The sequence below is a fragment of the Bacillus cereus group sp. MYBK139-1 genome (assembly GCF_051916915.1).
GTDB lineage: Bacteria > Bacillota > Bacilli > Bacillales > Bacillaceae_G > Bacillus_A > Bacillus_A pacificus.
The window spans coordinates 373219-394062 of record NZ_JBQAHO010000002.1; the positions used below are offsets into that span (position 1 = coordinate 373219).

Here is a 20844-nt window from a genome sequence, read left to right on the forward strand (position 1 = left end):
ATGAAACAAGTTGTTGTAGCGACAAAAAATATGGGGAAAGTACGTGAATTTGCTGAGTTATTTGAGCGATTTGATTTAGAAGTGAAATCATTACACGATTTTCCTCATATTGAAGAAGTCGAAGAAACTGGTGAAACATTTGAAGAAAATGCAATCTTAAAAGCGGACAGTTTGAGTAGACAATTGAATGCAATTGTAATTGCGGATGATTCAGGTCTTATTGTAGATGCTTTAAACGGGAAACCAGGTGTGTATTCAGCACGTTTTGCTGGAGAGCCGAAAGATGATCAAGCAAATATTGATAAAGTTTTACAAGAATTAAATGACGTAGCGTTTGAAAAGCGTAAAGCTCGTTTCTACTGTGCATTAGCAGTGGCTTTCCCTGAAGGGGATAAAAAGCCTGTCATTGTAAATGGGACGTGCGAAGGGTTTATTTTAGAACAACGCCGCGGGGAAAACGGCTTCGGATATGATCCGATTTTTTATGTGGAAGAATATAAAAAAGCGATGGCCGAACTAAGCTCAGATGAGAAAAATGCTATTAGTCACCGCGGACGTGCTCTACGTAAGCTAGAAGAAAAAATCCCTGAATGGTTTTTAGGAGAATAAGGGAGAGAGATTGATGAAAGCTTTAATCGTAAGCGATAGTCATAGCTCTGTGAAGGAATTACAGCAGTTAAAAGAGAAGTATGAAGGAAAAGTAGATATCATGATTCATTGCGGTGATTCAGAGCTAACGCCTGCTCATGAAGAGCTGCAAGGTTTCCATGTTGTAAAAGGGAATTGTGATTATGCTAACTTTCAAGACGAAATTGTAACGGATGTAGATGGTATTCGTTTCATAGTTGTGCACGGACATCGTCATAACGTGAAAATGACGTTACAAACATTAGTGTACCGTGCTGAAGAGGTAGGGGCGCAAGTTGCATGCTTCGGACACTCTCACGTATTAGGTGCGGAATTAATCGACGGCGTCTTATTTATTAATCCAGGCAGTATTTTATTACCGCGTCAGCGTGTAGAAAAGACATTTGCTTTATTAGAAATGGATGAAAATCAAATGGAAGTTCGTTTTGAAACACTAGACGGACAGCTAGTTGAACAAGCAGTTTTTAAAAGAGGATAAGAAAAATTATCCTCTTTTAAAAAAGGTGTTGACTTTATGTATGGTTATACATATAATAAATATTGTCGATAGGGCAACGGCGCTAACGAATGAAAATAAAATAACATATGCGGGTGTAGTTTAGTGGTAAAACAAGAGCCTTCCAAGCTCTGGTCGAGAGTTCGATTCTCTTCACCCGCTCCATGTCCCAGTAGCTCAGCAGGATAGAGCAACGGCCTTCAAGAAAAATAGGAGCCTTTATAGGGAAACAAGAACCTATAAAGTGGACGACACTATATCGGTGAAGCCTTAACAGTTCGGCTGATGGTAATACCGAGGAAACTTACGATCTTGAAAAAGATTAAGGAGTTTTGAATGATTAAGTGAAACTTAATGGTAAAGACTCTGAAGTATGATGAAAATCATCGTGAGGTTCCGTAGAGACTACACGTGTCGCACCTGAAATGGTGAAGATATAGTCCAGACTACAAACAGTAATTGCTGGTAGCGAAAGCTATGGTGGTAAGCTAAGCCGTCGGTCGGGAGTTCGAATCTCTCCTGGGACGCTAAAAAAACCTTGTTATCTTTTGATAACAAGGTTTTTTGTTTGTCTACAAATTGATGTATGTGCAAAAGGTGTGAAAAATACAACGTAATATATGGTAATTATTATGTGTAACGGATTGAAGTGCATGAAGAAAAGAGCGCCATTTATGCGCCCGATTCCTCTTATTTCATTTCAAGAATCAATAGGTTTATGATGGAACTCAAATCCATATCCAGATTCTCCTAACTGTTCACTTACAATATTATAAAACTTTTTACCGTCCTAGTACGATTGAGCAACCGTTATCGAAACTTATCCCCGTTAGTGTGTTACAATGGATAGAAGCGGAAAACGAGAATCTCCAATTGACTGGACCTGTGATTGGTTAGATGGTTTAAGAAGGTCGTATAAAAAAGGGAGATGGCGCAAAGATGGCGAGATCAAATGAGAATGAGTTAACGGAGAAATTGGCAGAAGGTCAACGGAAATATGGTGATGGCAACTTTACAGTACAGAACATCGGTGATGAAACTAATCCGAATTGGACTGTCGTAAAAAATGTGAGGAAGGGATCGGCAGGCATTCGCGAAGGAGAAGATATATTAAGACTGCGATCAAAATATATAAAATAGTACGGAAATGGGCGGAGTGGGAGTTCAAATCTCTCCTGGGACGTTAAGAAACCCTTGTTATCTTTTGATAACAAGGGTTTCTTATTTAGTTATTAATAAACTTCTCAAACACAAAACCATAATCTTTCACATTATATTGTTTCTTCGTATCAACGAGCCAGTTAAAGGCGATTTCATTCATTTCTTTAAACTGCTCTGCTAAATTTACTTGTGCGTTTGAAATACGGCTAAAAGCGTTAGAGGCCATATCTAGACTTTTATGTGCATACTGCAATGTAATGTCGTTGTCGTATGAAATTTCTTCGATTTTAAGTAAAGCCTTGTATAAATCTTTTAATTCTTCAATATGTTTTTTATGAACATCAATTGAGTAATGCTCATCTCCCATTTGAAATTTAATTTCTACATCTAAATCAATTGTTCCCGCAGTTTCAAGTGCTACATTTTTAATTTGATATTTACTATAGCTAAAGCGGCGTAGTGTACGTTTTTTACTTGTCGCACTTGTCCCGTCTAGGTGAAGTAATCCTTTGTTTGTGAAGCAATATTCATCTGATTTCGATTTAATTAGAAAATAAATTTTCTCTCCATCTTCATGCATTACGTAATCATCAGCATCGACCTTATCATAATCTTTCGGTGTAATGACAGAACCTACATCGCTTAACCCTAAAACATCAGCAGCTACTTTTTTGAACATATATAAAATCCCCCTTGTGAAAAAATTCTTAATTGCACAAAAATATATTAACATGATTTTAACAAAGAGTTTTCTTTTAATGAGAAAATGTTGGGAGGTAAGTTAAGAAAAGGAACGAATATTATTTTGAAAATATGTAAAAAGGTGCTGAGAAAAAGTGTACCATCATACAAAAACAAAAGGAGATTTAGCTGTTTTAAAGGCACAAGTTGATTTGTATGAAAAAGGATATATGATTTTAATGCCACAAACAGAGCATTCACCGTTTGATCTTGTAGTGTATAAAGATGGGATATTTAAAAGGGTGCAAGTGAAATATAGAGAGTTGAATGCAAGAGGGATACTAGAAATAAGATTTCGATCTAGTTATTCTACAGCAAGCGGAGTCACTACAAAAGAAGTGAATAAAGAAGAAATAGATGTGTATGGTGTATATTGTCAAACGGATTTTTGTTATTATTTTAGCCCGAAATTATTTAGTAAATCTATTAGTTTAAGAGTGGATTCTCCGAAAAATAACCAAGAGAAAAAAGTTAATTTTGCAAGTGATTATAGAGAAATTCCATGAAAGCACCTCAAGTGATATGAGGTGTGTTTTTCAATCTCTCTTTGAAATCTTACAATTCTGTAAGGTAACTGTAAGGTAGTTCGATGGTAACAAATTGTTAATCCTCTATAATGAAGGTAACAACGATAAAACGAGGAGGAAGAAATAATGAAGGGATTAATCGTAACAGGTTTAACAGTTGCTTTTGGATTTGTAGCGTATGAGAAATTAACGTATGTAGTTGATGTTGTAAAACATTTAATTGCGTAGAGGAAACTACCATGAGAGGGAAAGGGAATGAGTGAATGAATGGAATGGTTATTTGGAATTATAGGTACTTGTAGTGTAGTGTTATTGTTCTTTGTCCCAAGTGGTATACTTAGTTCGACGACGAGTTTGTTCTTCTTAAGTTTGTTTGCTTGTACGATGCTCATCATTATGTTTTTAATGAAGCGAAGTAAACCAATCTTCTATTTTAGCATGATTGTTATGGCAATTATTGTTCTCCAAATTATTACCCTTGTTATATACCCCACTATTATAAACGCTTTCCATTAATGATGAATCCTCTGCTTGAATTGCTGAGGGTTTTTATTTGCATATTTTTAATTTTGAGTAGGAATTCACTTGTATTGAAATGTAAAAATTAAATATTTCTATATTTCAAACAAAGGGTTTCGGGATGTTGTGTTCTCATTACTCATTTGATATATTTACTTTAAAGATAATTAAAATCTAGAAAAAGAGGCGGACGTATGGATAAAAAAGAAAATACGGTCGTATTGTTTCCGCAACTATCAGAGCGCTATATTGATGAAGGTTTTTTAGCGCTGAAAGAGCGGAAATTCGAAGATGCATTGCGCTGCTTTGAAATATTACGTCAGTATAATGCAGAAACGGAACAAACGGAACTAGCTTCGGTTATTTGTTTGTTAGAATTAAAACATATGGAAGAAGCGAAAGAGAAATGTGAACAGTTATTGGAAACGGGAGCTGTCTTATTTGGTGATATTCTTGAAACGTATGTGACAATTTTAGTTCAAACAAATGATTATGAAGGTGTTATTGAAACTGTTGAAAAAGTTTTGCAAACGAAAGATATAATGCCTGAACAAAAGGAAAAGTTAGCGCAGCTCGCTTTATTTGCAGAAGGTATGTTAAATGAAGTGGATACATCACGAGTTGATTCGAATTTTGAGTTAGATGAATTTACTAATGAAATATTTGGAGAAAGCTTTGGGCAAAAGCTAAGAGCGATTCAGCAACTTTCGTTAAAAGACTTGGATCTTGCATTACCTATTTTAAAGAAATTTTTAATAGACGAAAAACAGCACCCTTATTTGAAAACTTCTATGTTATATAAAATGATAGAAAATCAAATAGAAGAAGAGATAGAGGTAGAAAAGTTTGGGAATACGATCAAGGTAATTCCGGCATTTACAGGTCATAATGAGGAGCAATCCGATAACGTTATACATAGATTATCAAGTCGATTAGAGCAAAATTATCCTGATATATTTGATGCGATGGTTACATATTGGAAAGAATTGCAAATTAGCATTTTCCCATTCGCTCTATTAATGGATAAAGTGGAGATTTGGGCTGCTGTTTTAGAGAGAATTGGTAGAAAGCGTTTCGGGTTGACTATTGATGAAGAAGAGCTTATGACAGCGTATAATATTGAATTAGAAGAGTTTCATATTGCCTATCAATGGTTATTACGTGTTGAAAGAGAAGGATATTTGCCCGTATAATTATGAAAAAGAATCGTTCGGTTCTTGAAACGAGCATATTCTATGTTATAATGTAAGGGTTGCAAAAGGCAGAAATCTGCCTGTTTGTAAGAGAAGAGAAGTGTAATTCTCTTACTTAATATGTTTCATATTATTCTCGAACAAAATATACCGTAGTTGTCTTTTAGGCAATTAGTAGATTGGAACATTATATCTGAAAGCTTTTGCTAGATGATTATTTGTACTTTTGTTATTTCAAAAAAAGAGATAATGAAGATCTTAATCTATAGAGGTATGTGCATACATTATTATAGTTGGAGGGAAAGAATAAATGGCTGCAAAATGGGAAAAATTAGAAGGTAACGTAGGCGTTTTAACAATCGAAGTTGATGCTAAAGAAGTAAACAACTCTATCGACGCTGCGTTCAAAAAAGTAGTAAAAACAATCAACGTACCAGGTTTCCGTAAAGGAAAAATGCCTCGTCCGTTATTCGAACAACGCTTTGGTGTTGAATCTTTATACCAAGATGCTTTAGATATCATCTTACCAAAAGCATACGGTGAAGCAATCGATGAAGCTGGTATCTTCCCAGTTGCTCATCCTGAAATCGACATCGAGAAGTTCGAAAAAAATGCTAACCTTATCTTCACTGCAAAAGTTACAGTGAAACCTGAAGTTAAATTAGGTGAGTACAAAGGTTTAGCAGTAGAAAAAGTTGAAACAACTGTAACTGACGAAGATGTAGAGAACGAATTAAAATCTTTACAAGAGCGTCAAGCTGAGCTAGTTGTTAAAGAAGAAGGAACTGTTGAAAACGGTGATACAGCTGTAATCGACTTCGAAGGTTTCGTTGATGGCGAAGCATTTGAAGGCGGAAAAGGCGAAAACTACTCTCTAGCAATCGGTTCTGGTACATTCATCCCAGGTTTCGAAGAGCAAGTAATTGGTCTTAAATCTGGTGAGTCTAAAGACGTTGAAGTATCATTCCCAGAAGAGTACCATGCTGCTGAATTAGCTGGCAAACCAGCAACATTCAAAGTAACAGTTCATGAAATCAAAACAAAAGAACTTCCTGAGTTAAACGACGAGTTCGCTAAAGAAGCTGACGAAGCGGTTGCAACTCTTGATGAATTAAAAGCAAAACTTCGCACAAACTTAGAAGAAGGCAAAAAGCACGAAGCTGAGCACAAAGTACGTGACGAAGTAGTAGAATTAGCTGCTGCTAACGCTGAAATCGACATTCCAGAAGCTATGATCGACACTGAGTTAGATCGTATGGTTCGTGAATTCGAGCAACGTTTAAGCCAACAAGGTATGAACCTTGAGCTTTACTACCAATTCACAGGTACTGATGCTGACAAGTTAAAAGAGCAAATGAAAGAAGACGCTCAAAAACGCGTAAGAATCAACCTTGTTCTTGAAGCTATCATTGAAGCTGAAAACATCGAAGTTACTGAAGAAGAAGTAACTGCAGAAGTTGAAAAAATGGCTGAAATGTACGGTATGCCAGTAGACGCTATCAAGCAAGCTCTTGGAAGCGTAGACGCTTTAGCTGAAGATCTTAAAGTTCGTAAAGCTGTAGACTTCTTAGTAGAAAACGCTGCATAATAAAATAACAAGGCGCGATTTTAATCGTGCCTTGTTTTATAAATATAGAAATATATTTATAAAACTTTTCGATGAAGAAGGAAAACTTCCTTAATGAGTCGAATATACATATTTCAAAAGTTTTAAAAACTTTTTATTTGTACATAACTAGTCATATTATTTGTATTTCTCGCCACGTAGTGACATAATATGTATTTACATACGATACATTTATCGTGTACATACGAAGGCAAGAGGTTAGCACTTTGTAAGGGGTGTGAAAATATGTTTAAATTTAATGATGAAAAAGGGCAATTAAAATGTTCTTTCTGTGGTAAAACACAAACGCAAGTTCGAAAGTTAGTTGCAGGTCCAGGTGTTTACATTTGTGACGAGTGTATCGAACTTTGTACTGAAATTGTACAAGAGGAGCTTGCGAAAGACGAAGAAGTAGAATTCAAAGATGTACCGAAACCGGTAGAAATTCGTGAAATCTTAGATGAGTATGTCATCGGACAAGATAACGCGAAAAAAGCACTAGCGGTAGCGGTATATAACCATTACAAACGCATTAATTCTAACAGCAAAATTGATGATGTAGAATTAGCGAAGAGTAATATCGCACTTATCGGGCCAACAGGTAGTGGTAAAACATTACTGGCACAAACGTTAGCGCGTATTTTAAATGTTCCATTTGCAATCGCGGACGCAACATCTTTAACTGAAGCTGGTTACGTTGGGGAAGATGTAGAAAACATCTTACTTAAATTAATCCAAGCAGCTGATTATGATGTAGAGAAAGCGGAAAAAGGAATCATTTATATTGATGAGATTGATAAAGTGGCACGTAAGTCCGAAAATCCATCAATTACACGTGATGTATCTGGTGAAGGTGTGCAGCAGGCACTTCTGAAAATTTTAGAAGGTACTGTAGCAAGCGTTCCACCTCAAGGTGGCCGTAAGCATCCGCATCAAGAGTTTATTCAAATTGATACAACGAATATCTTATTCATCTGTGGTGGAGCGTTTGATGGCATCGAGCCAATTATTAAACGTCGTCTTGGTGAAAAAGTAATTGGATTTGGTTCTGAGAAGAAAAATGCTGATGTAAATGAGAAGCATGTTTTATCTCACGTATTACCAGAGGACCTTTTAAGATTTGGTTTAATTCCAGAGTTTATCGGTCGTCTTCCAGTTATTGCGAACCTAGAGCCGCTTGATGAAGATGCTCTTGTTGATATTTTAACGAAACCGAAAAATGCACTTGTTAAGCAATTCCAAAAACTATTGGAGCTTGACGATGTTGAGTTAGAGTTTGAAGAAGGCGCACTAATTGAGATTGCGAAAAAAGCAATTGAACGTAAAACAGGTGCTCGTGGACTTCGTTCTATTATTGAAGGCTTAATGCTTGAGGTAATGTTCGAGCTACCATCTCGCAAAGATATCGAGAAGTGTATTCTTACAAAAGAAACAGTAGCTGATAACGCAGCGCCAAAATTGGTGTTACAAGACGGTACTGTACTTGATACAAAAACATCTGCATAATGCGAAGGAGAAACAGCAATTTTTATAATTGCTGTTTTTCTTTATGTTTAGCTATGTTCCTCCGCGGAAATACTAAGAGATAAAACATTGCGGGAGGAAATAAATGATGAGCTGGACAAATATATTTTTACTTGTTCAACTTGTTTTTGGTGTAATTGTCGGATTGTATTTTTGGCATTTACTTCGAAATCAGCGAACACAAAAAGTTTCAATTGATCGAGAATCAAAAAAAGAATTAGAACAGCTTCGTAAAATGCGTGAGATTTCTTTAACAGAGCCGCTTGCGGAAAAGGTGCGTCCTACATCCTTTTTAGATATTGTGGGGCAAGAGGACGGGATTAAGTCGTTAAAAGCGGCTCTTTGTGGTCCAAACCCGCAACATGTGATTATATATGGTCCACCAGGTGTAGGAAAGACAGCGGCAGCACGTCTTGTATTAGAAGAAGCAAAACGAAATCCAAAATCTCCATTTCGCACAAATGCAACTTTTATTGAACTGGATGCGACGACAGCTCGGTTTGATGAACGTGGTATTGCAGACCCTTTAATTGGTTCGGTGCATGATCCAATTTATCAAGGTGCTGGTGCGATGGGGCAAGCAGGTATTCCGCAACCGAAAAAAGGTGCGGTAACAGATGCTCACGGTGGTATTTTGTTTATTGATGAGATAGGTGAACTACATCCGATTCAAATGAACAAAATGTTAAAGGTGCTAGAAGATCGAAAAGTGTTTTTGGAAAGTGCATACTATAGTGAAGAAAATACGATGATTCCAACGTATATACATGATATTTTTCGAAAAGGTTTACCAGCCGATTTTCGCTTAGTTGGGGCGACGACACGTTCGCCAGATGAGATACCTCCTGCTATTCGGTCGCGCTGTTTAGAAGTGTTCTTCCGTGAGTTAGATACAGAAGAAATTCAAAAAGTAGCGAAGAATGCGGCTGACAAAGTGGAAATGCAAATCGGTGAAAATGGTATTGAAATGATTGGGATGTATGCGAGAAATGGACGAGAAGCGATTAATCTTGTACAAATTTCTGCTGGAATGGCAATAAATGAAGAACGTCCTTTCATTAAAGATGAAGATATAGAGTGGGTTGTTCACTCTAGTCAGCTCACACCGAAGTATGAAAAACGCATTTACCCTATTCCGAGAATCGGTCTTGTAAATGGACTTGCTGTATACGGACCAAATACAGGCGCATTATTAGAAATTGAAGTAACAGCAATCAAGGCGAAAGATAAAGGATCGGTAAATGTTACCGGAATTGTTGAAGAGGAAAGTATTGGTAGTCAAACGAAATCCATTCGTCGTAAAAGTATGGCGAAAGGTTCTGTAGATAATGTATTAACAGTACTTCGATCTCTAGATGTGTTGCCAGAAGGATACGATATACATATTAATTTTCCAGGTGGTATCCCGATTGATGGGCCTTCGGCGGGAATTGCTATGGCAACAGGCGTGTATTCAGCAGTGCATCATACGTATGTGAATAATGAAGTAGCGATGACTGGTGAGATAAGTATACACGGGGAAGTGAAACCTATCGGTGGTGTGTACGCAAAAATAAAAGCTGCGAAAAAGGCAGGAGCTAAGAAAGTTATCATTCCTGCTGAAAACATGCAACCATTTTTGTACACAATAAAAGGAATTGAAATTATTCCTGTTCGGAAGTTGAAGGAAGTATTTGAGCTAACGTTTATACAGGAAAATATACATCGAGAGCTTGATGTACATACTACGATAGACGAAACAGATGCACAATCAATGTGAGAATGAACGATAATAGTATTTGCCAGACTTCGTTTAAGTTTGTATGCTTAAGCGGGGTCTTTTTTCTTTTACAAGGGAGAAAAAACGAGGGATTTACAGTTGCGGAGAATCTCTGCAATTGCATCTAGATGTATTGTAATATAAAATAGTTGAACAGGAGTTTAATTTATTATGGAGGTGCTATGTCTAGTATGAATACGAATGAAAGAATCGTGCCCCTCCTACCATTAAGAGGCGTTCTCGTATATCCAACGATGGTTCTGCATCTTGATGTAGGACGTGATAAATCGATACAAGCACTAGAGCAGGCGGCAATGGATGAAAATATCATCTTTTTAGCAATGCAAAAAGAAATGAATATCGATGATCCGAAAGAAGATGACATATATAGTGTAGGTACAGTGGCGAAAGTGAAGCAAATGTTAAAATTGCCGAACGGTACGCTTCGTGTCCTTGTAGAAGGTTTACATAGAGCAGAAGTAGTAGAGTTTATCGAAGAAGAAAATGTAGTGCAAGTTTCTATTAAAACGATAACGGAAGAAGTGGAAGCTGATTTAGAAGAGAAAGCCCTTATGCGTACATTACTGGAGCATTTTGAACAATATATTAAAGTTTCGAAAAAAGTTTCAAATGAAACATTTGCAACGGTAGCTGATGTAGAAGAGCCAGGAAGATTAGCTGATTTAACTGCTTCTCACTTGCCAATTAAAACGAAGCAGAAACAAGAGATTTTAGAGATTATATCTGTGAAAGAACGATTACATACACTTATTTCAATTATTCAAGATGAACAAGAATTACTTAGTTTAGAAAAGAAAATTGGACAAAAAGTGAAACGTTCAATGGAGCGCACGCAAAAAGAATATTTCTTACGTGAGCAAATGAAGGCGATTCAAACTGAACTTGGCGATAAAGAAGGTAAGGGCGGGGAAGTTGAAGAACTTCGTGAGAAAATTGAACAGTCAGGAATGCCTGAAGAAACAATGAAGGCTGCGCTGAAAGAATTAGATCGTTATGAAAAGTTACCAGCAAGTTCTGCGGAGAGCGGTGTAATTCGAAATTATATCGATTGGTTATTAGCGCTTCCGTGGACAGAAGCAACAGAGGATATGATTAATCTTGCTCATTCTGAAGAGATTTTAAACAAAGATCATTACGGTCTTGAGAAAGTGAAAGAGCGCGTACTTGAATATTTAGCGGTACAGAAGTTAACAAATTCATTAAAAGGACCTATCCTTTGTTTAGTAGGACCTCCTGGGGTCGGAAAAACTTCGTTAGCGCGTTCCATTGCAACATCATTAAATCGTAATTTTGTCCGTGTATCCCTTGGTGGTGTACGTGATGAATCTGAAATTCGTGGTCACCGCCGTACGTACGTTGGAGCAATGCCAGGACGCATTATTCAAGGTATGAAAAAGGCGAAATCAGTTAATCCAGTCTTTTTATTAGATGAGATTGATAAAATGTCTAACGATTTCCGTGGAGATCCATCAGCCGCATTACTTGAAGTGTTAGATCCAGAACAAAACCATAACTTCAGTGATCATTACATTGAAGAACCATATGATTTATCCAAGGTTATGTTTGTAGCAACTGCAAATACACTTTCAAGTATTCCAGGTCCATTGCTTGACCGTATGGAAATTATTTCGATTGCTGGTTATACTGAACTTGAAAAAGTACACATTGCCCGTGAACATTTATTGCCGAAACAATTAAAAGAGCATGGCTTACGAAAAGGTAATTTACAAGTACGTGATGAAGCGCTTCTTGAAATGATTCGCTATTATACACGTGAGGCTGGTGTTCGTACACTAGAGCGCCAAATTGCAAAAGTTTGTCGTAAAGCAGCAAAGATTATCGTTACAGCAGAGCGCAAGCGTATTGTAGTAACAGAGAAAAATGTTGTTGATTTACTTGGCAAGCACATATTCCGTTATGGGCAAGCTGAGAAAACAGACCAAGTTGGTATGGCAACAGGGTTAGCGTATACAGCAGCGGGTGGCGATACACTTGCGATTGAAGTGTCTGTAGCGCCAGGTAAAGGGAAATTAATTTTAACAGGGAAACTTGGGGATGTTATGAAAGAATCTGCACAAGCAGCGTTTAGCTATATTCGTTCTCGTGCAGAAGAGCTTCAGATTGATCCTGATTTCCATGAGAAAAATGATATTCATATTCATGTTCCAGAAGGAGCAGTTCCAAAAGATGGACCGTCAGCAGGTATTACGATGGCAACAGCACTTATTTCTGCACTAACAGGTATTCCTGTAAGTAAAGAAGTGGGGATGACAGGTGAAATTACACTTCGTGGTCGTGTATTACCGATTGGTGGTTTAAAAGAAAAAACATTAAGTGCTCACCGCGCAGGTTTAACAAAGATTATTTTACCGGCGGAAAATGAGAAAGATTTAGATGATATTCCAGAGAGCGTAAAAGAAAACCTTACGTTTGTGCTTGCATCTCATTTAGATGAAGTATTGGAGCACGCATTAGTAGGAGTGAAACAATGAAAGTAACAAAAGCAGATATTGTAATTAGTGCTGTTAAACCAGAACAATATCCAGACAGTGATTTACCGGAAATTGCATTAGCAGGTCGTTCAAATGTCGGGAAGTCTTCCTTTATTAATAAAATTTTAAATCGTAAAAAGTTAGTGCGTATTTCTTCTAAACCAGGAAAAACGCAAACGTTGAACTTTTTCTTAATCAATGAAATGATGCATTTTGTTGACGTTCCAGGTTATGGATATGCGAAAGTATCTAAATCAGAACGCGCAGCATGGGGCAAGATGATTGAAACTTACTTTACAACGCGTGAACAATTGGACGCAGCTGTATTAGTAGTTGATTTACGTCACAAACCAACAAGCGATGACGTGATGATGTATGATTTCTTAAAGCATTATGAAATCCCAACAATTATTATTGCGACGAAAGCCGATAAAATTCCGAAAGGGAAATGGCAAAAGCATTTAAAAGTTGTAAAAGAAACGCTTGCTGTTGAAATTGGCGATGAAATTGTTCTATTCTCTTCTGAAACAGGACTTGGAAAAGAAGAAGCATGGAAGGCTATTCATAAAATGACAAAAACAAAAAACGCGTGACGAATGTCGCGCGTTTTTTTTATTTATTAATTTTTTTAGCGTACGTTTAATGTAACCTCAATATTTCCTCGTGTTGCTTTAGAGTAAGGACATACACCGTGAGCGGCTTCTACAAGTTCTTGTGCTTCGCTATGTGAGATGCCGGCAACATGTACATCAAGTACAGCGGATAGGCCGAAACCACCGTCTGTATCTTTTCCGATAGAAACGTGAGCAGTTACTTCTGTACTTTCTACTTTTACACGTTTTGTACGAATGACAAGTTGTAATGCACTATCAAAACAAGCAGCATAACCAGCAGCAAATAGTTGTTCTGGATTTGTTGCCTCTCCGCCTGCACCACCTAGTGCTTTCGGCATTTTTACATCAAGATTTAATATGCCATCATCTGAAACTACTTTTCCGTTTCTTCCACCTGTAGCAGTTACTGAAGCAGTATATAATTTATCCATGTTTATTCCCCTTTTCTATCATTAATTGTTTTCATTGTTTCAATTAGTTTATTTAATTGAATTAATAAAGAACGATATTCTCGTTCTGTAATTCCTAAATTGGTTGCCATCGTTGTCGGCAACGAACAAGCCTTGTCTTGTAAATCTTTACCTTGTTCCGTTAATTCAATACATACTTTTCGTTCATCTTCTTTGGAACGAACGCGTTTTACAAGGTTTAATGATTCCATTCGTTTTAGCATAGGTGTTAACGTACCGGAATCTAAAAATAGACGTTCTCCAATTTCTTTTACTGTTAGTCCATCTTGCTCCCATAGTACGAGCAAAGTAATGTACTGTGGATACGTAATGCCCATTTCTTCTAAATATGGTCGGTAAAAGCGTGTAACCTCTCTAGAACAGGCGTAAATAGAAAAACAAAGTTGGTTATCTAGATGTAAAGAATCCTCTGTCATACATAACTCCTTTCTAATTAAGTTGTGCACAATTTAATTTTGTAAAACCAATATAACGAAAAAGAAATACAATGTCAAATACATTGTATTGAGAAAGTTTGTGCTACAATTTGGAACAATCATACATATTTTTCTTCATGATGAAAGAAGATAGGAAAGATGATGTTATAATTCATATGGAATAGTTTCCATCACTTGATTATGAGGACTTTTTTTGGTAACGTACAAATAGAGTTATTATTTTATAATCATTATAAAGTAGAAAGTTTTTATTTATTTTACAGAATCTCCTTTCTTACATATGGAGAATAAATAAAAAAATAATCGGTTGTTCACACGATTGTCAGATTCATAAGAGGAAAGTTGTATTATGATAGTAGATAAAGTGATAAAACGGGTGAAGGGGGACATGCTGCGTGCATATTCTTGTTGTTAGTGTAAATTATCGAACAGCCCCTGTAGAATTTCGTGAGAAACTCACATTTCAGGCAGCAGAACTAGAGCAAGCAATGACGACATTACAAAAGCAAAAGAGCGTGTTAGAGAATGTCATTGTATCAACTTGTAATCGCACTGAGATTTACGCTGTTGTCGATCAATTACACACGGGACGGTATTATATTAAGAAGTTTTTAGCTGATTGGTTTCAGCTTGAAATAGAAGAAGTCGCACCATATTTAACTATTTTTGAACAAGATGGTGCAATAGATCATTTATTCCGCGTAACGTGCGGTTTAGATTCTATGGTAGTTGGAGAGACGCAAATTTTAGGTCAAATAAAAGATAGCTTTTTAGAAGCGCAGCAAGTAAAAGCAACAGGGACAATTTTTAATGAATTGTTTAAGCAAGTCATTACATTAGCGAAACGTGCTCACTCAGAAACGACAATTGGTGAAAGTGCGATGTCTGTTAGTTATGCTGCTGTTGAGCTAGGGAAAAAAATATTCGGCGAGTTAACAGATTGTCACGTGCTTATTCTCGGTGCTGGTAAAATGGGTGAACTTGCACTGCAAAACTTATATGGAAGTGGTGCTCGTAAAGTAACAGTCATGAATAGAACGCTTTCAAAAGCAGAAATAATGGCTGAGAAATATATGGGACACGCAAAACCTTTAAGTGAATTACAATGTGCATTATTAGAAGCTGATATTTTAATTAGTTCAACTGGTGCATCGGATTATGTCATTACGAAAGAGATGATGACAAAGGTAGAGAAAATGCGCTCTGGTCGGCCATTATTTATGGTTGATATTGCAGTGCCGCGTGATATTGATCCAGCAATTGATGAGCTAGAAGGTTCTTTCTTGTATGACATTGATGATTTGCAAGGAGTAGTAGAAGCAAACCGTGTTGAGCGTTTGAAAGAAGCAGAGAAAATTCAATTTATGATTGAAGAGGAAATTGTTTTATTTAAAACGTGGTTAAGTACACTTGGTGTCGTTCCGTTAATATCAGCTCTTCGTGATAAGGCACTTGCTATCCAAAGTGAAACGATGGAAAGTCTGGAACGAAAAATACCAAATCTTAGTGATCGTGAGAGAAAAGTAATTAGTAAGCATACGAAAAGTATTATTAATCAATTATTAAAAGACCCAATTCTAGTAGCGAAAGAAATAGCTGCTGAAGAGGGAGCAGACGAAAAATTAGCGTTATTTGCAAAGATTTTCGATTTAGAAATGGAAGACGTAGAGAGTCGTGCGGAAGAAGTAGAACATAAAAGAGCGTGGACACCATCCGTTCCATCTTTATAATTTGGAAGGATGATCGGATGAGTTTTTTAAATAACAGTATTATTTATCATATCGCAATTATTTTATATGCTTGTAGCATTAGTTTATATTTTATAGATTATTTCCAAAGTAACCGAAAGGCGAACCGATTTGCTTTTTGGTTACTTTCGATTGTATGGGTTCTGCATTCTATTTTTATGTTGCTTAGAGCTACAGATTCAGAAACGAACCCTCTTTTAACCTTATTATCGGGCATTTATTTTTATGTTTGGCTATTGATTACGATGTCGTTAGTCATTAATCGATTTATGAGAATCGATTTTTTAGTCTTTTTTACAAATGTTGTTGCATTTGGCGTAAGCGCTTTTTCTATTTTTACGCCGCTTGGAAAGATGTCGCCGGTACTTGCAGAGCAATTAGTTTCGGAGCTTGTATACGTACATGTTGGTATGGCTATTATTTCTTATGCAACTTTTACTGTATCGTTCATTTTTTCTATTATGTATTTATTGCAATATCGCCTATTAAAAAAGAAAAAATGGAATGCGAGATTAAGAAGGTTAGGGAATTTACCGAAGCTAGAATCGATGTCTTACGGATTAAATTTATTTTCTGTTCCATTTTTCTTACTAGCTATTTTATTAGGGTGCATATGGGGATATACAAAATTGGACAATTTCCATTGGTATGATACGAAAGTAATCGGGTCTTTTGTCGTTCTATTTGTATATTGTGCTGGCCTATATTTACGAGCGGCAGATGTGTTACAAGGGAAGAAAATCGTACAGTGGAACATCGGAGCATTTCTCGTAATGCTAATTAATATTTTTCTATTAAGCAGTTTATCCAACTTCCACTTTTGGTATTTATAATGAGGAGAGAAAATTATGCGCAAAATTATTGTAGGGTCACGAAAGAGTAAATTAGCATTAACGCAAACAAACTGGTTTATTGATCAGTTAAAAGCGCTAGGTTTACCATATGAATTTGAAGTGAAAGAAATCGTCACAAAAGGCGATGTTATTTTAGATGTTACTCTTTCAAAAGTAGGCGGCAAAGGCTTGTTTGTGAAAGAGATTGAACATGCGCTACTTACGAAAGAAATTGATATGGCTGTACATAGTATGAAAGATATGCCGGCCGTACTTCCAGAAGGATTAATGATCGGTTGTATACCAAAGCGTGTTGACCCTCGTGATGCTTTTATCTCAAAAAACGGAGCGTCGTTTAAAGAGTTAGCAGAAGGCGCTATTTTAGGTACGAGTAGTTTAAGACGTAGTGCACAGCTACTCGCTGCGAGACCAGACTTACAAGTGAAGTGGATTCGCGGAAATATCGATACACGTTTACGCAAATTAAAAGAAGAAGATTACGATGCAATTATTTTAGCGACAGCAGGATTACAAAGAATAGGCTGGGATAATGAAGTTATTACAGAACATTTAGATGAGACGTTATGTGTACCTGCTGTAGGACAAGGTGCATTAGCGATTGAGTGTCGTGAGGATGATAAGGATTTACTGCAGTTGTTAGCTCATATGAATGATGGAGTAACAGAAAAAACAGTGGCAGCAGAACGCGTATTTCTTCATAAACTTGAAGGTGGATGCCAAGTTCCGATCGCTGGATATGCAACTCTTACAGAAAACGATGCAATCGAATTAACAGCTCTTGTCGGGTCTATGGACGGTTCTGTTTTATTGAAAGAGACAGTAGTAGGAACTGATCCAGAGAAAGTAGGATTAGAGGCTGCGGACCGTTTAATTAACCAAGGCGCAAAAGAACTTATTCTTGCTGCAAATAAGGGGCAACAATAAGTATGAACGCTCTCGCTGGCAAAACGGTATTGGTTACACGTGCCCAGCATCAAGCAAAACAAATGAGTGTAGCGGTGAAAGAAAAGAGCGGAATTCCATTGGAAATTCCGCTTTTGCGTATGGAAGGTATGTCTCATAGGCAAATTCAACATATAGCAGGGCAGTTACATTCGTATGACTGGGTTATTTTTACGAGTAAAAATGGGGTAGCTTTTTTTCTAGATCGTTTGAGACAGAAGCTACCTGTAACGACTAAAATTGCTGCAGTAGGTGTGAAAACAAAGTTAGAGTTAGAAAAACGAGGCTATCGAGTGGATTTTGTTCCAACTTCATTTGTTGCAGAAGTATTTGCAGAAGAGTTTGTAAAAAGACTAAGTGGAAACGAATGCATTTTGTTTCCGAAAGGGAATTTAGCAAGAGATGTAATTCCAGTTGCACTTCGCGAAATTGGTGTTTCTCTAGATGAGCTAATCGTGTATGGTACGAAAGAGAATGTAGAGAAAAAGCGAGAGCTGATAGAAGCGTTAGAAGTAGGGAAAGTAGACATTATTACATTTACGAGCCCTTCAACTGTTACTAGTTTTGTTCGTTTACTTGAGGGTACAAACTGGAGAGAATGGACAAAAAAATGTACAATTGCTTGTATAGGGCCTATTACGGAAAAAGAGGCGAGCCTTTATTTTCCGCATATTATTATGCCGAAAGAGTACACTGTAGAAGCATTACTACAATGTGTTTGTGAATCTATAAAATAAAAGAATGGGGATAGAAGTCTATGAACTCTTTACAATTTAATCGTCATCGTCGCTTAAGACAAAGCGGGGGCATGCGTGCGCTTGTGCGTGAAACGTTTTTACATACGGAAGATTTTATTTACCCTATTTTTGTATTAGAAGGAGAAAATGTTCGTAATGAAGTGCCTTCTATGCCAGGCGTATATCAAATATCTTTAGATTTATTGCAAGCTGAAATGCAAGAAGTTGTTGATTTAGGTATTCGTTCTGTTATTGTATTTGGTTTACCTGCTGAAAAAGATGAAGTTGGATCATCAGCATATTGTGATCATGGAATTGTGCAACGTGCGATTCAGCAAATTAAAGGTGAATTCCCTGATCTAGTAGTAGTTGCGGATACATGTTTATGTCAATTCACAAGCCATGGTCATTGCGGTGTAATTGAAGATGGTATTATTTTAAATGACGAGTCTCTTGCAGTTCTTGCAAAAACAGCTGTAAGTCAAGCGAAAGCAGGAGCGGACATTATTGCGCCATCAAACATGATGGACGGATTCGTAACAGCAATTCGCCACGCATTAGATGAAAATGGTTTTGGACATGTACCAGTTATGTCGTACGCTGTGAAATATTCATCAGCATTTTACGGACCATTCCGTGATGCTGCGCACGGTGCACCGCAATTTGGTGATCGTAAAACATATCAAATGGACCCAGCGAACCGCATGGAAGCATTCCGTGAAGCAGAATCAGATGTAATGGAAGGGGCAGATTTCTTAATTGTAAAGCCAGCTCTTTCTTACTTAGATATCGTTCGTGATGTGAAAAATAACTTTAACTTACCAGTCGTTGCTTATAACGTAAGCGGTGAATATTCAATGATTAAAGCGGCAGCGCAAAATGGCTGGATTAATGAAAAAGAAGTTGTACTTGAAAAATTAATTAGTATGAAACGCGCAGGAGCAGATTTAATTATTACGTATCATGCGAAAGATGCAGCAAGATGGTTACAAGAAGGAGGCGCTAAATAATGAAAAAGTTTGATAAGTCGATTGCAGCGTTTGAAGAGGCTCAAGATTTAATGCCTGGTGGCGTAAATAGCCCAGTTCGTGCATTTAAGTCTGTCGGTATGAATCCGTTGTTTATGGAGCGTGGAAAAGGCTCTAAAGTATATGATATCGATGGAAATGAATACATCGATTACGTATTATCATGGGGTCCTTTAATTCATGGTCATGCAAATGATCGTGTTGTTGAGGCTTTAAAAGCTGTTGCTGAAAGAGGTACGAGCTTCGGTGCTCCAACGGAAATTGAAAATAAATTAGCGAAACTTGTTATTGAGCGTGTTCCATCAATTGAGATTGTGCGTATGGTTAACTCTGGAACAGAAGCGACAATGAGCGCGCTACGTTTAGCTCGTGGTTATACAGGCCGTAACAAAATTTTGAAATTTATCGGTTGTTATCACGGTCATGGTGACTCGTTATTAATTAAAGCGGGTTCTGGTGTAGCGACGCTAGGTTTACCAGATAGCCCAGGTGTACCAGAAGGTGTAGCGAAAAATACGATTACAGTAGCGTATAACGATTTAGAAAGTGTGAAATACGCTTTCGAACAATTCGGTGATGATATTGCCTGTGTCATTGTAGAACCAGTAGCAGGGAATATGGGTGTTGTTCCTCCGCAACCAGGATTTTTAGAAGGTCTTCGTGAAGTAACAGAGCAAAATGGTGCATTGCTTATTTTTGATGAAGTAATGACAGGATTCCGTGTTGCATATAATTGTGGACAAGGTTATTACGGTGTAACACCTGATTTAACTTGTTTAGGTAAAGTAATCGGTGGTGGATTACCGGTAGGAGCATACGGTGGTAAAGCAGAAATTATGCGCCAAGTTGCACCGAGCGGACCAATTTATCAAGCAGGTACTTTATCAGGGAACCCACTAGCAATGGCAGCAGGTTATGAAACGTTAGTACAGTTAACGCCAGAATCGTATGTAGAATTTGAGCGTAAAGCTGAAATGCTAGAAGCTGGCTTACGTAAAGCGGCTGAAAAACATGGCATTCCGCATCATATCAATCGTGCGGGTTCTATGATTGGTATCTTCTTTACAGATGAACCAGTTATTAATTACGACGCAGCAAAATCTTCAAACTTAGAGTTCTTTGCGGCTTACTATCGTGAAATGGTAGAACAAGGTGTATTTTTACCGCCATCCCAATTTGAAGGTTTATTCTTATCGACAGCACATAGTGATGCAGATATTGAGGCGACAATTGCAGCGGCTGAAATTGCAATGTCAAAATTAAAAGCTTAATTGAATAAAGAAAATCGCTCTCCGTAAGGGGGGCGATTTTTTTTATTCATAAAGTC

At 37.2% G+C, this 20844-nt stretch carries 20 protein-coding genes, 1 tRNA gene and 1 pseudogene; 18 read left to right on the forward strand and 4 right to left on the reverse strand.

Annotated elements, in window-relative coordinates; translation table 11 throughout:
- The 3 genes from ACTFRS_RS13055 to ACTFRS_RS13065 all read left to right on the forward strand — a co-directional run bounded on the left by ACTFRS_RS13055 (position 1) and on the right by ACTFRS_RS13065 (position 1309).
- A complete protein-coding gene (locus ACTFRS_RS13055; protein WP_000815935.1) occupies positions 1–609 on the forward strand; it encodes an XTP/dITP diphosphatase in 609 nt (202 codons plus the stop codon).
- Positions 610–622: 13 nt separating this feature from the next.
- Positions 623–1126, forward strand: a complete 504-nt coding sequence (locus tag ACTFRS_RS13060) for a metallophosphoesterase (protein ID WP_440024869.1) — start codon at positions 623–625, stop codon at positions 1124–1126.
- A gap of 109 nt (positions 1127–1235) precedes the next feature.
- A tRNA-Gly gene (locus ACTFRS_RS13065) sits at positions 1236–1309 on the forward strand.
- A 535-nt stretch (positions 1310–1844) separates the two neighbouring features.
- On the opposite strand, the pseudogene ACTFRS_RS13070 reads toward ACTFRS_RS13065, so the two are convergent.
- Positions 1845–1931, reverse strand: a pseudogene (locus ACTFRS_RS13070) (DUF6572 domain-containing protein); the annotation flags it as partial.
- Positions 1932–2083: 152 nt separating this feature from the next.
- Between ACTFRS_RS13070 and ACTFRS_RS13075 the strand changes: the two are divergent.
- Positions 2084–2284, forward strand: a complete 201-nt coding sequence (locus ACTFRS_RS13075; RefSeq protein WP_000124462.1) for a hypothetical protein — start codon at positions 2084–2086, stop codon at positions 2282–2284.
- 85 nt (positions 2285–2369) lie between these two features.
- Here the strand turns inward: ACTFRS_RS13075 and ACTFRS_RS13080 are convergent, their stop codons facing one another.
- Positions 2370–2984 (reverse strand): PH domain-containing protein, encoded by a 615-nt coding sequence (locus ACTFRS_RS13080; protein WP_000475206.1) that lies wholly within the window; start codon positions 2982–2984, stop codon positions 2370–2372.
- A gap of 157 nt (positions 2985–3141) precedes the next feature.
- Here ACTFRS_RS13080 and ACTFRS_RS13085 point away from each other — a divergent pair, with 157 nt between their 5' ends.
- The 8 genes from ACTFRS_RS13085 to ysxC all read left to right on the forward strand — a co-directional run bounded on the left by ACTFRS_RS13085 (position 3142) and on the right by ysxC (position 13280).
- A complete protein-coding gene (locus ACTFRS_RS13085; protein ID WP_440024867.1) occupies positions 3142–3552 on the forward strand; it encodes a group I intron-associated PD-(D/E)XK endonuclease in 411 nt (136 codons plus the stop codon).
- Between the two features lie 288 nt (positions 3553–3840).
- On the forward strand, positions 3841–4089 hold the full coding sequence (locus ACTFRS_RS13090; RefSeq protein ID WP_002094402.1) for a hypothetical protein: 249 nt from the start codon (positions 3841–3843) through the stop codon (positions 4087–4089).
- Positions 4090–4286: 197 nt separating this feature from the next.
- Positions 4287–5285, forward strand: a complete 999-nt coding sequence (locus tag ACTFRS_RS13095; RefSeq protein ID WP_440024866.1) for a hypothetical protein — start codon at positions 4287–4289, stop codon at positions 5283–5285.
- Positions 5286–5595: 310 nt separating this feature from the next.
- Entirely contained in the window at positions 5596–6873 is a 1278-nt protein-coding gene (tig, locus tag ACTFRS_RS13100; RefSeq protein WP_000729259.1) for a trigger factor, read from the forward strand.
- A 264-nt stretch (positions 6874–7137) separates the two neighbouring features.
- The gene (gene clpX / locus ACTFRS_RS13105; protein WP_000472282.1) at positions 7138–8397 is read left to right on the forward strand and encodes an ATP-dependent protease ATP-binding subunit ClpX; all 1260 of its coding nucleotides are present in this window, start codon (positions 7138–7140) and stop codon (positions 8395–8397) included.
- Positions 8398–8503: 106 nt separating this feature from the next.
- Positions 8504–10174: an ATP-dependent protease LonB gene (lonB, locus tag ACTFRS_RS13110; RefSeq protein WP_139867096.1), complete on the forward strand. Its 1671-nt coding sequence runs from the start codon at positions 8504–8506 to the stop codon at positions 10172–10174.
- 182 nt (positions 10175–10356) lie between these two features.
- Entirely contained in the window at positions 10357–12687 is a 2331-nt protein-coding gene (lon, locus tag ACTFRS_RS13115; RefSeq protein ID WP_139866508.1) for an endopeptidase La, read from the forward strand.
- Positions 12684–13280 carry a ribosome biogenesis GTP-binding protein YsxC gene (ysxC, locus tag ACTFRS_RS13120; RefSeq protein ID WP_048531469.1) on the forward strand — a complete coding sequence of 199 codons (597 nt, stop codon included), beginning with the start codon at positions 12684–12686 and terminating at the stop codon, positions 13278–13280. Before lon ends, ysxC begins: the two co-directional genes overlap by 4 nt.
- A 35-nt stretch (positions 13281–13315) precedes the next feature.
- On the opposite strand, the gene ACTFRS_RS13125 is transcribed toward ysxC, so the two are convergent.
- Positions 13316–13732: an organic hydroperoxide resistance protein gene (locus ACTFRS_RS13125; RefSeq protein ID WP_139866509.1), complete on the reverse strand. Its 417-nt coding sequence runs from the start codon at positions 13730–13732 to the stop codon at positions 13316–13318.
- 2 nt (positions 13733–13734) lie between these two features.
- Positions 13735–14187 (reverse strand): MarR family winged helix-turn-helix transcriptional regulator, encoded by a 453-nt coding sequence (locus ACTFRS_RS13130; RefSeq protein ID WP_139866510.1) that lies wholly within the window; start codon positions 14185–14187, stop codon positions 13735–13737.
- A gap of 416 nt (positions 14188–14603) precedes the next feature.
- On the opposite strand from ACTFRS_RS13130, the gene hemA reads away from it, so the two are divergent.
- Genes hemA through hemL form a run of 6 tightly spaced genes read left to right on the forward strand, consistent with a single transcriptional unit; the run spans position 14604 to position 20788 of the window.
- On the forward strand, positions 14604–15938 hold the full coding sequence (hemA, locus tag ACTFRS_RS13135; RefSeq protein ID WP_139866511.1) for a glutamyl-tRNA reductase: 1335 nt from the start codon (positions 14604–14606) through the stop codon (positions 15936–15938).
- Between the two features lie 17 nt (positions 15939–15955).
- A complete protein-coding gene (locus ACTFRS_RS13140) occupies positions 15956–16789 on the forward strand; it encodes a cytochrome C assembly family protein (protein WP_000008996.1) in 834 nt (277 codons plus the stop codon).
- 15 nt (positions 16790–16804) lie between these two features.
- On the forward strand, positions 16805–17734 hold the full coding sequence (gene hemC / locus ACTFRS_RS13145) for a hydroxymethylbilane synthase (RefSeq protein ID WP_440024863.1): 930 nt from the start codon (positions 16805–16807) through the stop codon (positions 17732–17734).
- 2 nt (positions 17735–17736) lie between these two features.
- A complete protein-coding gene (gene hemD / locus ACTFRS_RS13150) occupies positions 17737–18489 on the forward strand; it encodes a uroporphyrinogen-III synthase (RefSeq protein ID WP_139866513.1) in 753 nt (250 codons plus the stop codon).
- Positions 18490–18509: 20 nt separating this feature from the next.
- Positions 18510–19499, forward strand: a complete 990-nt coding sequence (gene hemB, locus ACTFRS_RS13155; RefSeq protein ID WP_001087058.1) for a porphobilinogen synthase — start codon at positions 18510–18512, stop codon at positions 19497–19499.
- Entirely contained in the window at positions 19499–20788 is a 1290-nt protein-coding gene (hemL, locus tag ACTFRS_RS13160) for a glutamate-1-semialdehyde 2,1-aminomutase (protein ID WP_000712928.1), read from the forward strand. Before hemB ends, hemL begins: the two co-directional genes overlap by 1 nt.
- Positions 20789–20844 lie beyond the last annotated feature (56 nt).